The sequence below is a fragment of the Iodobacter fluviatilis genome (assembly GCF_900451195.1).
Classification (GTDB): domain Bacteria; phylum Pseudomonadota; class Gammaproteobacteria; order Burkholderiales; family Chitinibacteraceae; genus Iodobacter; species Iodobacter fluviatilis.
In genome coordinates, this window is the sequence record NZ_UGHR01000001.1 from 2554276 (window position 1) to 2567903 (window position 13628).

Sequence of the window (13628 nt, forward strand, 5' to 3'; positions counted from 1 at the left end):
GCTACACGAGATCACGATGTCCGCACCTTTTACTCAAAAATGGCAGGGTTTGGGTACTGCATTTCCTTTCTTACTTTTACACGATGTACTGGCCGTGCTGTCGCTCAGCGCTGGCAGTGTCGCCATCAGTTGGTGGATTGCCACGCATGGGGGCGCGGCCGATTTATCCATTTTTGGTATTTCATCAGCCGCAACCATGCTGATTGCCCTGCCCCTACTTTCTGCGCTGGGCGATCGTCACCCCAAATCGCGTTTGATGGCATGGGGCCTGCTTGCTGCGGTAACAACAGCGCTGGGTTTGGCAACCATGGCCAGCCTTGGCATATACAATATTTTGCCCATCGTGCTCATCTATATTGTTGAAGTCGTTGCTTTTGCAATTGTGCGCCCGGCCGCTGCCAGTATTGCCGCAGATTTAGTCCCGCCAGAGCGCCTTGCCGATGCACTGAGCTTACAAAAAAGCGCTCAGTCTGTCGGCCAGTTAGCCGGGCCGGTTGCGGGCGGAGCCATCGTTGCCCTGAGCAGTATTCCCATCGCCCTCTGGATTTATACTGCAATCCTGTTGATTGCCGCACTGTCTGCATTTGCTATTCCAACCCTTAAACCTGCCAGCCGAGTGCGTGATGGATGGCTTACAGAAGTGCGGGCTGGTTTACGCGCAAAATGGCATATCCCGATTGATCGCAGCTGGACGCTGTATGCCTTTTTTTGCATGATGTTTTTCTCACCCGCTGTAGGTATGTTACTGCCTTTAAAAATTCATTCGCTCAAGCTGAACGCCAGCTGGCTGGGTGCAACCGAAGCCGCCTTAGGTCTAGGGATGCTGATTGGCGCTTTTTGGGGCGCAAAAAAAGTGATTCATGCTTTTGGGCGCTTTAAAGCCTGCATGGGCGCATTGATGGTTTCAGCAGTGACGATTATTGGTGTCGCACTGAGTGCGCAAGGCTGGCTGCTGATCCTAGGGTTTGGCATTGCAGGGTTTTCGATGTCAGTCAGCCAGCTGGTCGGCCAGACACACCGCCAACTGGCGGTTCCTGATCACTTTCGCAGCCGTTTTTCCTCGGTCAACATGATGGTGATGCAGATTTCCGGCATGCTGGGGCCCGCTATAGCAGGGCTGACCCTTGGATTTCTGGATATCAGTGCGGTGTATACCAGCTTTGGCATTTGCCTGCTGCTGATCACCATGCTCTTTCCTCTTGTTCCTGGCATTCAGCATTTTCTGGCGCTAGATCACACTGAAGTAAAAGACTGGTATGGCAAGCTGTATCCAGAATTATTCAGCCAGCAAAGCAAGCCGCTTTCCGTATAACCTGTCAGAAAAAGGCCAGAATATGGGAGCAACATCCCTGCCTGCACAGCGTAAAGATGCAGTTTGAGCCGTATCTCTGTACATATTGAACAAACACTAGCCTTTTTGCTGATTGGCGTTCTCCCTAAGGAAGCGGATAATGCGGGTCTGCCTATTTCTGCTGTCCTGGATTTGTAAAAACATGTCAATTCGATTCATTTCCCGAATCAATCACCTATTGCAAACGGCCCGTTTAGCCTGGCTTTGTCCTGCATTTATTTTGATCGTGCTCTTAGGTTTTAACCGGCATGTGGCTCTGGCTGCTTGGCTTTGTGCATTTTTTGCATTGGAGCGGGTATGGAAGCAGCAAAAACTTTCCGCGATTGAATATCTGGGTTTTGCTATCTCACTATGCACACTGGCTGCGGGGCAAAGCTTACTAAGCTATTCGGCCATTTTATCAGCCCTGTTATTCTCTATAGGGCTGGGCATTGGTGTTCCGCTCTGGCGTAACAAACCATGGAGCCTGATTCTAGAAGAAACAGGTATCGCCATAGAGAAAGGGATTGCGGCCACAAGCGACAGCATTAAAGCGCAATTTGACCCCAGCCATACCGACGAGGCTGAAGAGACTGAAGAAGAAATTGAAGAATATGAAGAAGAAATCATTGAAGAGAACGTGCCTGCTCCTACAGCGGTAGCCACTGCAGCACCCATGCCACGTCAGCGTATCTATCAGCCTCCTGCGCCTGCATCCGGCGCTCTGGATGCACCCCAACCTGAAGCCGCCCGCCCTGCAGTCAGCTTGGTAAAGATAGCGGATAAGCCAGAACCTGCCAAAGCCATCCACAGAGATGAGTTATTCCAGCATCTAAAACAACAAAGTGCAGCACCCGCACATTCGGCCAGCACTTTGCCGCTGATTGATCTCTCGCAAATCAGGCAACACTTACAAAATGATCACCGGGTCAAGCGCCATGCAGAGCGCCCACAGCCGGCTGCGCCCGCTGAATTACCGCTGATTGCCAGCGAAGAAATTCATCAACGCCTCTCACGAATTCATGGCAAAGCACCTGAGCCTGCGCCCAGCCCTGCCCGCAGCCCTAAGGCACCGGGCACCCCCAGTGCCCCCATTAAAGCCAGCCCCCGCTTATTTCAGCTGGAGCCTAAGCCTCAGCCTCTACCCCGTATCGAGCCCACTTTAAGCGCAGCAGAACTTCCCGTCATCAGTGCGCCTCCTGCAGAAGCAACGCCAGCTGTCATTACAGAAAATATTGAGATTCCTGATTGGGTGCCCTGCGAGACCATTACGCTGGAAGCTATCGTTGAAAAAGACGCCCTTGAACCTGAGCATGAAGCAGAGCCCTTAGCGCCCTTGCCTGAGCCACGTATTGAGCTCCCTCCGGCCCCCATTGCGTCTTATCTGAGCGAGCCGCTGCCTGCAGCCATCAGCATCCCAACTGTATCTGCGGCGCCCGTCATCATGGCCGCTCCAACGTATCAGGAAGAATCAGCGCCCCCTGAAGCGCCGGTACTGACTTGGTCTAAGCCACCAGCCCCTGCGCCACTGCCGCCTGCTGAGCCTGTGCACTATAGTGCCGACTTTATGCCATCACTCGGCCTGCTACATCCGCCAGACCCAGCGATTGAAACCATCAGTCAAGATGATCTCTTAGACCGCGGCATTTTAATTGAAGAAAAACTGGCCGAGTTCCGCGTCAAAGCCTCGGTACTCGACGCCTACGCAGGCCCGGTGATTACTCGCTACGAGATTGAGCCTGCTGTTGGCGTCCGTGGTGCACAAATTGTTAACCTAATGAAAGACCTAGCCCGGGCACTGGGGCTGGTGTCGATCCGTGTGGTAGAAACCATTCCGGGAAAAACCTGCATGGGACTGGAGCTACCCAATCCCACACGGCAAATGATTCGCCTGTCCGAAATTTTGTCTTCAGATGTTTACCAGCAAAACCACAGCAAGCTCACCATTGCGCTGGGTAAAGATATTACCGGTGCACCTATCGTCACTGATCTAGCCAAAGCACCGCATATGTTGGTGGCAGGGACGACCGGCTCAGGTAAATCAGTCGGCGTGAACGCGATGATTTTGTCCTTGCTGTATAAAGCCACGCCTGAAGAAGTGCGCTTTATTATGGTTGACCCGAAAATGCTGGAATTATCGGTTTATGACGGCATCCCGCACCTGCTGGCACCGGTTGTGACCGATATGAAGCTGGCCGCCAATGCCTTGAACTGGTGCGTGGCGGAGATGGAAAAACGCTACCGCCTGATGAGTACCTTTGGCGTGCGTAATTTAGCCGGTTTCAATCAAAAAGTACGTGAAGCTGAGCAGCGTGGTGAGCGGCTGACCAACCCATTTACGCTCACGCCGGATGATCCAGAAGCACTGGAACATCTGCCCTTCATTGTGGTGGTAGTCGATGAATTTGCCGACCTGATGATGGTAGCAGGCAAGAAAATTGAGGAGCTGATTGCCCGCTTAGCGCAAAAAGCTCGCGCAGCCGGGATTCACCTGATTCTGGCCACCCAGCGCCCATCGGTGGATGTGATTACCGGCCTCATTAAGGCCAATATCCCGACACGCTTGGCATTCCAGGTCTCCAGCAAAATTGATAGCCGAACTATTTTGGACCAGATGGGGGCCGAAGCCCTGCTTGGGCAAGGCGATATGCTGTTCCTGCCACCTGGCACCGGCTATCCGCAGCGTATTCATGGTGCATTTGTTGATGATAATGAAGTGCACCGCGTGGTGGAGCACCTCAAGCAATTTGGCGAGCCACGCTATATCGACGGCGTGCTCAATGGTGGTTTTGATGCCGAAGCGAGTGCATCCAATATTAATAACAATAATGAAGGCAGCGAGAGCGACCCGCTCTATGACGAGGCCGTGGCCTTAGTGCTGAAAAGCCGCCGTGCATCCATCTCGGCCGTACAACGCCAGCTGAGAATCGGCTATAACCGCGCAGCAAGGTTAATCGATCAAATGGAAAACGCCGGCATCGTCAGTCAGATGGAAAGTAATGGCAACCGCACCGTATTAGCCCCGCCTGCGATGGAATCTTGATGCACTATCTTTCGAGCAGCCCCGTATGCTGACCATCCGTTTTAATATCCCCGAAGCCGAGATGGAATTCTCCGCCATCCGTGCCCAAGGCTCGGGCGGACAGAATGTTAACAAGGTTTCAAGCGCGGTGCATTTACGCTTTGATATTGCCGCTTCTTCCCTGCCCCTGCCTCTGAAAGAACGGCTATTGGCGCTTGGGGACCAGCGAATCAATAAAGAAGGCGTAGTGGTGATTAAGGCACAGCAATACCGTAGCCAGGAACAAAACCGCGCCGATGGCATTTTGCGGTTATTTGAACTTGTGGAAAGCGTAGCCTCCGTTGCCGCCCCGCGCAAAGCCACCCGCCCAACTAAGGGATCGCAAACGAGGCGGCTGGATAGCAAAAATAAGCGCGGCAGCATTAAGGCGCTGAGAGGCAAGGTAAGCGATTAAACTTAATTTAAGCAAGCACTCGAAGAACCCTGTAAAAATTGAAACCATCCACGTCGATGACAGCCAGTCCCTTTTATTTTTGATGACTTCAACCATCGAGGCATTGGGTTTTTCACCTGAAATGCAGCAAGAACTCATTGAAAATACCGCAGACAATTTGCACTGGTGGTACGTCAACCCGCATCAGGGCTGCCACCTAAAGTGCACCCTTGATGGCCGTATTGTTGGCGTCATACTGGTCAAAAAATTCTGGAATTTATGCAGCCTGTTTGTCGCCCTAGGTACCAGGGCCAGGGATTGGGCCGCGCTTTAATGCTGGCGGCTATCGAGCATTGCAAAGGTAAAAGTGAAAAACAGGCGATCTGGCTGAATGCAGCCCCGAATGCCATTCCTTTTTATCAGGCGGTGGGCCGTATCAGCCGCAGCAACCAACAGACCTTGCCTCAGGGATTCAGTGCGATGCAATTTTTACTCTGAAGACTCTGGCAACAAGACGCGTGCAGAACCATGCCAAAAAGTATCATCCAGCACCCATTGCTTCTGTACGATTGCCTGCTCAGGGTTTGCCATGCGAACAGACAATTGAGCCGGGCCAGCCGCTGGCGTGGCTATTTGCCAGCTGGACAATGTGTGTACTTTGCCACTGCGCCACAAACTGAGATCCGGCCCTGCCTGTTGATCCTAGCTAAATACGGAAAAATCGCTCAGGCTGTATGGCCCTCCAGGCAGCAGGGCTCGGATTCTGTCCAGCCTTGCAGGGCTACTTTTTCCAATTTTTTTATTGCAACCCGCTAATTCATCACTTAGATAGTGATTGGTATGCGCCAGCACGCCCTCTTTCTGCTTTTGCAGCGTGTAGCGGCCATCCTTGCCAATTTCCACCTCTAAAAGCTGCTGATGATCACTAATCAGCAAAAACAGGGGTGAGCTGTGGCTAAAGCGTTGCGCCGCTTTGGCCAAAACATCGGCAATGCTGTGATCCTCGCGCAGAATAAGCAACATTGGACCATGCACGTCTGGTGAATCCCAATACTCCCTGGCCAAACTGCTGGCCGATGCACTCACCACCGATAAGCCATACTCATTGACCCCAGCCTTTAAGCCGGGGGCAGAACCGTTATCTGCGAAGAGCCCCACATAAGAGGCACCCCGCTTGGGGTGAATCAAACGGATTGATTGCACATGATCTGGCCGCCAGTCTCGGTTTTTGGCCAGCAAGGTGCCTCCACCAGCAGTCAGGCCTGCTGCTCCCCATAGTGTGCAGGCTCCGGCAGGCACGCTCAGTATCAAGGAAAACAAAGTAATCAGGCGTATACGCATCACCCACCTCGAATATTTAATCGATTTAAACCGATTACTCCGTGCTGGAAGCAGAGGGCGCTGCAGCAGGCTTGGCCAAATGTTTTAACACCTGCGCGGCCGCCACAAAACCAAAGCAGCCTGTTACCGCCACAGAGGCTCCAAAGCCCCCTTCACACCCCAAGCCAAGCGTACCTTCGCTACTATCGGGCTTTTGACCACACACGCTGCCATCGGGCTGGGGATAGACCAGCTGCTCGGTGGAATAAACACACTCCACCCCCATTTTTTTACCCTGCTGAGCAAAACCATACTCACGGCGCAAGATGGAGCGCACTTTAGACGCCAGCGGATCGTTAATGGTTTTAGATAAATCAACCACGGCAATTTGCGTTGGATCAGTCTGTCCGCCTGCGCCACCCGTTGTCACTAGGCGAATTTTGCGGCGCTTACACCAAGCAATCATGGCCGCCTTAGTTTTAACCGAATCAATCGCATCGATAATTGCGTCGTAACCCCGCCCTAGTGTTTCTTCAAAATTATCAACGCTCACAAAATCTTCAATAATATCAACCACACACTCAGGATTGATCGCCTTAATGCGCTCCGCCAGAGCCACTACTTTCATTTTTCCGTAGTTCCCTTCAAGCGCGGGCAATTGGCGATTTGTATTTGAGACACAAATATCATCTAAATCAATCAACGTAATATGGCCAACAGCAGAGCGGACAAGCGCTTCAGCTGCCCATGAGCCCACTCCCCCCACTCCAACCACACAAACATGAGCCTGCTGGAAGCGTGCTAATGCAGGCATACCATATAAACGAGCAATACCACCAAAACGACGTTCAAAAGATGTTTCCAAAATTCTGCCTTTTACAAATATTCTGCTTTTTACAAATCGATGGCCATTTTACCTTAGCACAATGCAAAAACGCCCCAAAGGGCGCTTTATATCTGACTTATCAGCTAAAAAATATCAGCTTTTAGCCGCACGGCGACGTGGGGCAGGTTTTGCGGTTACAGGTTCTGCTGCCACGGGTTCATCTGCTGCAGCTTCAGATGCTGGCGGAGTGGTGGGTTTCAACTCATCCTCTGACAAGATCGCCCCTTCTTTTCCATAGCCAGGCATCCCCATTCCGGTAAACAAATGCCGGGCTCGATCCTGCAACTGTTGCTGCATATCCACAAACATGGAGGTACTGCTTTCAAGATAATTATTCATCATGCTTTGCATGCCTGGCCCTTGGAACTTCATAAAATCGCCCCAAAGATTGGCATTTGAAAGCATCGGGTTTTCACCGGTGATCACGGATTTAGCCTGTGTTTGTAAGCGACCTTGCATTTCTGCAAAGAGTTGCATGTTTTTTTCCAGGTAATTCCCCATCACACCTTGCATGGCATTCCCATAGAACCGAATGATTTGTGTCAGCACATCATAAGAAAACATAGGCATTCCGCCAGCTTCCTCTTCCATGATCACTTGTAGCAGCACGCTGCGGGTAATGTCTTCCCCCCCTTTAGCATCCACAATCTGGATATCAATATTATCCAAGACCAACTGTTTTACATCGACCAAAGTGATATAACAGCTGGTCGCCGTGTCATACAGGCGGCGGTTTGGATACTTCTTGATCACGCGTTTTTCCACGCTCATAGCTGCTGCCTCGTGTGTGTATATATTGTTGTGAGATGAGGATAGTCCTGACTATCTTTTCATGCAACATGTTGCGGCGCACAATTTATTTGACAAGCACTTCATCCTCTTCCAGAATAAGCGCTGATTGTGCACTGCATCATGATTAAAGCGGCGTACAACTCGCAAGTCAAAACTCTAATTCACTGACCAAATAGAAAGGATCCTTGAAAATGACTACTGCACAACAACAATTCTCCGCGTTCGCTACCGAGCAAGTTGAAGTGGCATTGCGTTTCGCACGCATTTCCATTGATTCTGCCGAACGGATCATCAAGCTGCAAGTTGAAGTTGCAAAAAACAATTTAGAAACCAGCGCTAAAAATGCAAATGCTCTGGTTGCTGTAAAAGATGCACAAGAAGCACTGACATTGCGTCAAAAATTAACTGAATCATCAATTGAACAAGCGACAAATTACTCACGCAGCCTGTACGAAATCGCTTCACAAGCACAAGCTGAAGTATCGCAATTGGTTGAAGAACGTACGACTGCTTTCAATAAACACGTTGTATCTGGTTTAGACCAATTCGTTAAATCAGCACCAGCAGGTACAGATGTTGCTGTTGCGGCGGTTAAATCAACATTGCAAGCCACTGCAGCTGCAGTAGACAGCCTGACAAAAGCAGCAAAGCAAGTTGCTGATTTTGCAGACGCTTCTGTTAAAGCCGCTGGCACAGCAACTGCTGATGCAGTAAAGACAGCAGCTAAGAAAACAAACGGTGCAAGTGCTGCAGCCGTATAATAAATGAGCGCTTAAGTATTAGCATACTGTCCTGAAGCCACGACGCTGTCGTGGCTTTTTTTACGTTCATCGCCCATACACAAGCAAAACCGCCTCTGAAGAACGACCTGCACGAGTCATTACAAAACATTCTGCCCTTTCTTATCTGCCCGGCAAAGCTGATATTCCCTTACTCCTGACCCTTAAGCAATAAATTACAAGTAACTTTCAAATAATTTATTTTTATTACAAAATAATTACAAACAAGAAAGTGGTGTTTTCTGTTTCAGTCAAGCCCTGTAACTGATGTATTTTTGGTTTTTTTACCAAGAATGCCACAGAGTTGATGCAGTAAATGAAAGAGCCTTATACAATCTCGCCTGATTCAGCAATGGCAGCTCAAGTTTTGAATCTGCTGTTCAAGCCAAAACAATATGTCCGTACTGAGTCAGGTCAAAAGCCCCCCGATGAAGCTCAAGTTTCACACACCAAGCTTAATCAACTTTTTGATCAATTCTTGTTAAAAAAAATTCCAAAATGAGCACTTAGCGCTTATATATAAATGAATCACCCGCAGCGCCTCAGAGACTTGCTGAGTAATCAGCCCGCGCATTACGCTATTTGCCCGCTGCAATATTTTTAATTCGCCATTGCAAGAAACCTTAAGATCAAAAAAACTGCTTTAAATACGATCTTTTGCCCGAAGCTTCTAAAGCCGGTCTTCTCGTTATGGCATTATCAAAGGCACTATGTAATTTGAAAGACTTAAATCAAAAGAAAGTTCTTCCTCACCCATCTGTACTTTTTTACAGCCCTGATGAAGTACGGCCTGAACCTGAAGCTTGGCATGTTATGCGTCAGACGGATGAAACCACACTGGCCAAAAAGCTGGCCCGACAGCAACTAAGACGCGAAGTGTGGGAAAAAATCAGAAGCCGTGCCGTGCAGCTCTCGCTTGATGCAGATGATTTATATGAATGGGTGGTAGAACAAGCGGCACTTAAAGCACAAACCAAGCAATTTCCATGGAATGCATTTTAAGTGCCACATTAGTTAATTATTTATTTTCTTCATCGCCCTGCTGTAGTTGCCACATATGTGCATAATGCGCGCCCAGATCCAAAAGATCACGGTGCCGCCCCCGTTCTATGATGACGCCTTGCTCCATCACAAGGATTTCATCTGCATCGGCCACAGTAGATAATCGATGCGCCACAATTAAAGTTGTACGATTGGCTGATATTTCTTTTAATTCAGCCTGTATTGCTTTTTCTGTGCGTGAATCTAGCGCTGAAGTTGCTTCATCAAAAATTAAAATGGGTGGATTCTTAAGAATCGTGCGAGCAATAGCGACACGCTGTTTTTCTCCGCCCGACAATTTAAGACCACGCTCCCCAACCAAGGTATCAAAACCTTCAGGCAGGGATAAAATAAAATCATAGATATGCGCTGACTTTGCCGCCTGAATCACCTCGTCACGGCTTGCACTAGGCTGTCCATAAGCAATATTGTAATAAATACTATCGTTAAACAACACCGTATCTTGCGGCACAATCCCGATATGTGCGCGCAAACTCACTTGATTCAATTGGCGTAAATCGACCCCATTAATACTGATACTCCCCTGACTCACATCATAAAAACGATACAGTAAGCGGGATAATGTCGATTTACCTGCTCCTGAACTGCCCACTACGGCCACCGTTTTGCCTGCCGGAATATCAAAACTCACAGCATGCAATATCTTTCGGTTTGCTTCGTATGAAAAATCAACCTGATCAAAACGAATAGCAGCAGATGTAGTTGCCAGCAATTGTGCATCTTGAATATCTGTTACTTCCGCATTCTGCCCCATTAAAGTAAACATTTTCTCCATATCAGCTAAAGAATGTTTAATTTCGCGATAAACAAAACCCAGAAAATTAAGTGGCGCATAAAGCTGCAATAAAAATGCATTCACTAAAACCAAATCACCTAATGTCATTGTGCCTTTCACAACACCATCAGCAGCCAGCCAAACCAACAAAGTAACGCCAAAAGCAATAATAATGGCCTGGCCTGCATTTAAAAATGAAAGGGATACCTGATTCTTAACTGCAGCAGTCTCCCATATTTTAAGGCTGGTATCATAACGCTCTGCCTCCCAGCGTTCATTATTAAAATATTTAACCGTTTCATAATTTAAAAGGCTGTCTACCGCTCGGGTATTGGCTTTTGAATCCATATCATTCATGGTGCGGCGAAAGCTCATTCGCCATTCAGTAATGCCCAGCGTAAAAACAATATATAAAACAATGGTGCCAAAAGTAATCACTGAGAACCAAACATCATATTTTTTCAGTAAGATACCAGCTACCAATAAAATCTCGACCAGAGTAGGCAAAATATTAAACAGGGTGAAATTCAGTAAAAATGAAATTCCCTTTGTGCCACGGTCAATATCCCGGCTCATTCCCCCGGTTTGCCGCTCCAGATGAAAACGTAAACTCAGGCGGTGCAAATGCTCAAAGACCTGCATCGCCACTTTACGAATCGCTCCCTGCGTAACCTTAGCAAAGACAGCATCGCGCATTTCACCAAAAACCGAAGCACAAAGGCGCAGTGCGCCATAGCCCAGCACCAGGCTCAGCGGCAGTACTAAAGGCCCGTGCTTTGGATCCAGCCCATCAACAATGCTCTTTAATACGAGAGGCACCGATACATTGGCAAACTTTGCCAGAATAAGCAGTGACAAGGCCAGAATCACGCGATTTTTATACTGCCAGAGATAAGGCAGCAGGGTCGATAAAGTCTGCCAGTCATTGCGACGTGTTGGGCTCATAAAAATCCAGAATATATTGAACAAAAAAAGGGCGTTAATATTAACGCCCTGCTTTACGCTTACAGCAAATTCAGACTATCAGTGCAAGATACGCGGCATTGCCAAAACAAACGAGGGAATTTCTGCATCAAACTGACTACCATCAGCCGCTTGCATCCGGTAGTTTCCTTGCATAGAGCCAACCGGTGTTGCAATACTGGCGCTGCTCATATATTCAAAATGCTGACCTGGCTCTAACACAGGCTGCTCGCCAACGACGCCATCACCTTGTACTTCCTGCACACGATCTTCCATATCCCGGATGACCCAGTGCCGGCTCAAGAGCTGAGCCGCTGCCGTGCCGGTATTGGTGATGGTGATACGGTAAGCAAACGCATAGCGGTCGGCTACTTCATCCGATTGCTCTGGCAGATAAAAGGCTTCGGCGTGAACAAGCACGCTATATACAGGGGAGTCACTCATTCTATTATGGTTCTTTTGGTCATTGATGGAGACAATATTACCAAGCCAGAGGCTATAGAGGTAAGGTATCCGTTAAAATGAGTCATAAACCCTGACCTTGGAGGCTGTTGTGTCAAATTTTCGTATTGCACCAAGCATTCTTGCCGCTGACTTTGCCCGTTTGGGCGAAGAAGTTAAAAACGTCATTGCCGCTGGCGCAGACATGATTCATTTTGATGTGATGGATAACCATTACGTCCCAAATCTAACGATGGGCCCGATGTTTTGCGAGGCCATCCGTCCTTACACGACCGCGCCCATTGATGTACATTTAATGGTTAAGCCGGTTGATCGCATCATTCCTGATTTTGCCAAGGCTGGTGCCAACATCATCACCTTTCACCCAGAAGCCTCCGAGCATATTGATCGGTCTCTGGGTCTGATTAAAGAGCATGGCTGTAAGGCTGGTCTAGTGTTTAATCCAGCCACACCATTACACTATTTAGATTATGTCATGGATAAAATCGACATGATTTTGCTGATGTCGGTGAACCCGGGCTACGGCGGGCAAAGTTTTATTCCTGGCGTATTAGCAAAAGCCAAAGAGGCACGAGCCCGTATTGATGCTTATACCGCGCGTACAGGGCGTGAAATCTGGCTGGAAATTGATGGTGGCGTCAACGCGGGCAATATCGCTGAAATTGCTGCGGCTGGCGTCGACACTTTTGTGGCAGGCTCAGCCATTTTTGGCAAACCTGACTACAAAACAGTAATCGATCAAATGCGCCTTGAGCTGGCTAGGATTAAGGCATGAGGCTGCTGCATAACCCACGCTGTTCCAAAAGCCGCGAGGCCCTTGCGGAACTCACAGCGAGGGGCCTGTCGCCAGAAATCATCGATTACCTCACGCACCCTCTGGATGAAACGGCCATTCGTACCCTGATCGCTCAGCTGGGCATTGCGCCCTTGGCACTCGTGCGCACTAAAGAAGCGCTATGGCAGGCGCAATTTGCCCACGCCGCTTTAGACGACGATGCCATCATTACCGCATTAGCAGCGCACCCCAAGCTGATTGAACGCCCGATTTTAATTCACCATGATCGCGCCGCCATTGGCCGGCCGATTGAAAATATTTTCACCCTACTGGACACACCTGCATGAGTATCAAAGCCTTTGCTTTTGATTTAGACGGCACTCTTGCCGATTCGATTCCCGATTTAGCCCATGCCGCCAATGCCGCCCGCCGTGATGCGGGCCTTGCCCAGCTCGAAGAAGCGCTGATTGAAAGCTTTGTCGGTGATGGCACCGAAAGCTTGGTCGCCCGCGCAATGGCCGCAGATATGTCCGCCAGCTTTACCGGTACAGCGGCACAAACAGAAGCGCTTGGCCGCTTTGATCAGCATTACCTTGAAGGCCTCACGCTTAAAACTAAGCTTTATCATGGCGTTGCCAATACCCTGAATGAATTGCACGATTGCGGTTATCGCCTAGCTATCGTCACCAATAAACCAGAGCGGTTTACCCAACCGCTCTTAAAAGAGCTGGGAATTGGCAATGTATTTGATGTGATTGTCAGTGGCGATACACTACCCAACCGCAAACCCCATGCGGAGCCATTGCAGTATGTCATGGAAAAACTAGCCGTAAGCGCGGATGAGTTGCTGATGGTTGGTGATTCAAAAAACGACATCCTTGCGGCCCGCGCAGCAGGCTGTAAAGTGGCCTATGTAAGCTATGGCTATGGCGCAGCAGAAAGCATCCCTGAAGCAGATGTCACGCTGGCGCGTTTTGAGGAGCTAATGAACTGGCTGGAAGCACAGGATTAAACCTGTTCGCCGCCAAT

General features: G+C 49.2%; 16 protein-coding genes. 10 read left to right on the forward strand and 6 right to left on the reverse strand.

What is annotated here, in order from left to right; translation table 11 throughout:
- The first annotated feature begins 16 nt into the window (after positions 1-16).
- From DYD62_RS11710 to DYD62_RS11725, 4 genes are all read left to right on the forward strand, one after another.
- Positions 17-1312, forward strand: coding sequence for an MFS transporter (locus tag DYD62_RS11710; protein WP_115227503.1), 1296 nt, complete (start codon positions 17-19; stop codon positions 1310-1312).
- 181 nt (positions 1313-1493) lie between these two features.
- Complete coding sequence (locus DYD62_RS11715; RefSeq protein WP_276527790.1) at positions 1494-4373, forward strand: DNA translocase FtsK; 2880 nt, start codon at positions 1494-1496, stop codon at positions 4371-4373.
- Positions 4374-4398: 25 nt separating this feature from the next.
- Positions 4399-4806, forward strand: coding sequence for an alternative ribosome rescue aminoacyl-tRNA hydrolase ArfB (arfB, locus tag DYD62_RS11720; protein WP_115227505.1), 408 nt, complete (start codon positions 4399-4401; stop codon positions 4804-4806).
- Positions 4807-5064: 258 nt separating this feature from the next.
- Entirely contained in the window at positions 5065-5283 is a 219-nt protein-coding gene (locus DYD62_RS11725; RefSeq protein ID WP_115227506.1) for a GNAT family N-acetyltransferase, read from the forward strand.
- Here the strand turns inward: DYD62_RS11725 and DYD62_RS11730 are convergent.
- From DYD62_RS11730 to phaR, 4 genes are all read right to left on the reverse strand, one after another.
- The gene (locus tag DYD62_RS11730; protein ID WP_115227507.1) at positions 5275-5460 is read right to left on the reverse strand and encodes a hypothetical protein; all 186 of its coding nucleotides are present in this window, start codon (positions 5458-5460) and stop codon (positions 5275-5277) included. The genes DYD62_RS11725 and DYD62_RS11730 overlap by 9 nt on opposite strands.
- Positions 5461-5487: 27 nt before the next feature.
- Positions 5488-6126: a carcinine hydrolase/isopenicillin-N N-acyltransferase family protein gene (locus DYD62_RS11735; protein WP_115227508.1), complete on the reverse strand. Its 639-nt coding sequence runs from the start codon at positions 6124-6126 to the stop codon at positions 5488-5490.
- Positions 6127-6160: 34 nt separating this feature from the next.
- Complete coding sequence (gene tcdA, locus DYD62_RS11740) at positions 6161-6970, reverse strand: tRNA cyclic N6-threonylcarbamoyladenosine(37) synthase TcdA (protein ID WP_115227509.1); 810 nt, start codon at positions 6968-6970, stop codon at positions 6161-6163.
- A gap of 114 nt (positions 6971-7084) precedes the next feature.
- Entirely contained in the window at positions 7085-7762 is a 678-nt protein-coding gene (gene phaR / locus DYD62_RS11745; RefSeq protein WP_115227510.1) for a polyhydroxyalkanoate synthesis repressor PhaR, read from the reverse strand.
- Between the two features lie 212 nt (positions 7763-7974).
- Here phaR and DYD62_RS11750 point away from each other — a divergent pair, with 212 nt between their 5' ends.
- The 3 genes from DYD62_RS11750 to DYD62_RS11760 all read left to right on the forward strand — a co-directional run bounded on the left by DYD62_RS11750 (position 7975) and on the right by DYD62_RS11760 (position 9564).
- Positions 7975-8544, forward strand: a complete 570-nt coding sequence (locus DYD62_RS11750) for a phasin family protein (RefSeq protein ID WP_115227511.1) — start codon at positions 7975-7977, stop codon at positions 8542-8544.
- Positions 8545-8878: 334 nt separating this feature from the next.
- Positions 8879-9064: a hypothetical protein gene (locus DYD62_RS11755; RefSeq protein WP_115227512.1), complete on the forward strand. Its 186-nt coding sequence runs from the start codon at positions 8879-8881 to the stop codon at positions 9062-9064.
- Between the two features lie 215 nt (positions 9065-9279).
- A complete protein-coding gene (locus DYD62_RS11760; RefSeq protein ID WP_132038637.1) occupies positions 9280-9564 on the forward strand; it encodes a hypothetical protein in 285 nt (94 codons plus the stop codon).
- A 16-nt stretch (positions 9565-9580) separates the two neighbouring features.
- Here DYD62_RS11760 and DYD62_RS11765 read toward each other — a convergent pair whose 3' ends face one another.
- Entirely contained in the window at positions 9581-11344 is a 1764-nt protein-coding gene (locus DYD62_RS11765; protein WP_115227513.1) for an ABCB family ABC transporter ATP-binding protein/permease, read from the reverse strand.
- Between the two features lie 78 nt (positions 11345-11422).
- Positions 11423-11806 (reverse strand): Co2+/Mg2+ efflux facilitator ApaG/CorD, encoded by a 384-nt coding sequence (gene apaG, locus DYD62_RS11770; RefSeq protein WP_099396142.1) that lies wholly within the window; start codon positions 11804-11806, stop codon positions 11423-11425.
- 109 nt (positions 11807-11915) lie between these two features.
- Between apaG and rpe the strand changes: the two genes are divergently transcribed.
- Genes rpe through DYD62_RS11785 form a run of 3 tightly spaced genes read left to right on the forward strand, consistent with a single transcriptional unit; the run spans position 11916 to position 13611 of the window.
- The gene (rpe, locus tag DYD62_RS11775) at positions 11916-12599 is read left to right on the forward strand and encodes a ribulose-phosphate 3-epimerase (RefSeq protein ID WP_115227514.1); all 684 of its coding nucleotides are present in this window, start codon (positions 11916-11918) and stop codon (positions 12597-12599) included.
- On the forward strand, positions 12596-12946 hold the full coding sequence (gene arsC, locus DYD62_RS11780; protein ID WP_115227515.1) for an arsenate reductase (glutaredoxin): 351 nt from the start codon (positions 12596-12598) through the stop codon (positions 12944-12946). Before rpe ends, arsC begins: the two co-directional genes overlap by 4 nt.
- Positions 12943-13611 carry a phosphoglycolate phosphatase gene (locus tag DYD62_RS11785; protein ID WP_115227516.1) on the forward strand — a complete coding sequence of 223 codons (669 nt, stop codon included), beginning with the start codon at positions 12943-12945 and terminating at the stop codon, positions 13609-13611. Before arsC ends, DYD62_RS11785 begins: the two co-directional genes overlap by 4 nt.
- Positions 13612-13628: the final 17 nt, after the last annotated feature.

What these genes read in the sequence shown, in the direction of transcription:
- DYD62_RS11710 (WP_115227503.1), top strand. Translation starts at nt 17, where the DNA reads ATGTCCGCACCTTTTACTCAAAAATGGCAGGGTTTGGGTACTGCATTT.
- DYD62_RS11715 (WP_276527790.1), top strand. Translation starts at nt 1,494, where the DNA reads ATGTCAATTCGATTCATTTCCCGAATCAATCACCTATTGCAAACGGCC.
- arfB (WP_115227505.1), top strand. Translation starts at nt 4,399, where the DNA reads ATGCTGACCATCCGTTTTAATATCCCCGAAGCCGAGATGGAATTCTCC.
- DYD62_RS11725 (WP_115227506.1), top strand. Translation starts at nt 5,065, where the DNA reads ATGCAGCCTGTTTGTCGCCCTAGGTACCAGGGCCAGGGATTGGGCCGC.
- DYD62_RS11735 (WP_115227508.1), bottom strand. Translation starts at nt 6,126, where the DNA reads ATGCGTATACGCCTGATTACTTTGTTTTCCTTGATACTGAGCGTGCCT.
- phaR (WP_115227510.1), bottom strand. Translation starts at nt 7,762, where the DNA reads ATGAGCGTGGAAAAACGCGTGATCAAGAAGTATCCAAACCGCCGCCTG.
- DYD62_RS11750 (WP_115227511.1), top strand. Translation starts at nt 7,975, where the DNA reads ATGACTACTGCACAACAACAATTCTCCGCGTTCGCTACCGAGCAAGTT.
- DYD62_RS11755 (WP_115227512.1), top strand. Translation starts at nt 8,879, where the DNA reads ATGAAAGAGCCTTATACAATCTCGCCTGATTCAGCAATGGCAGCTCAA.
- DYD62_RS11765 (WP_115227513.1), bottom strand. Translation starts at nt 11,344, where the DNA reads ATGAGCCCAACACGTCGCAATGACTGGCAGACTTTATCGACCCTGCTG.
- apaG (WP_099396142.1), bottom strand. Translation starts at nt 11,806, where the DNA reads ATGAGTGACTCCCCTGTATATAGCGTGCTTGTTCACGCCGAAGCCTTT.
- arsC (WP_115227515.1), top strand. Translation starts at nt 12,596, where the DNA reads ATGAGGCTGCTGCATAACCCACGCTGTTCCAAAAGCCGCGAGGCCCTT.
- DYD62_RS11785 (WP_115227516.1), top strand. Translation starts at nt 12,943, where the DNA reads ATGAGTATCAAAGCCTTTGCTTTTGATTTAGACGGCACTCTTGCCGAT.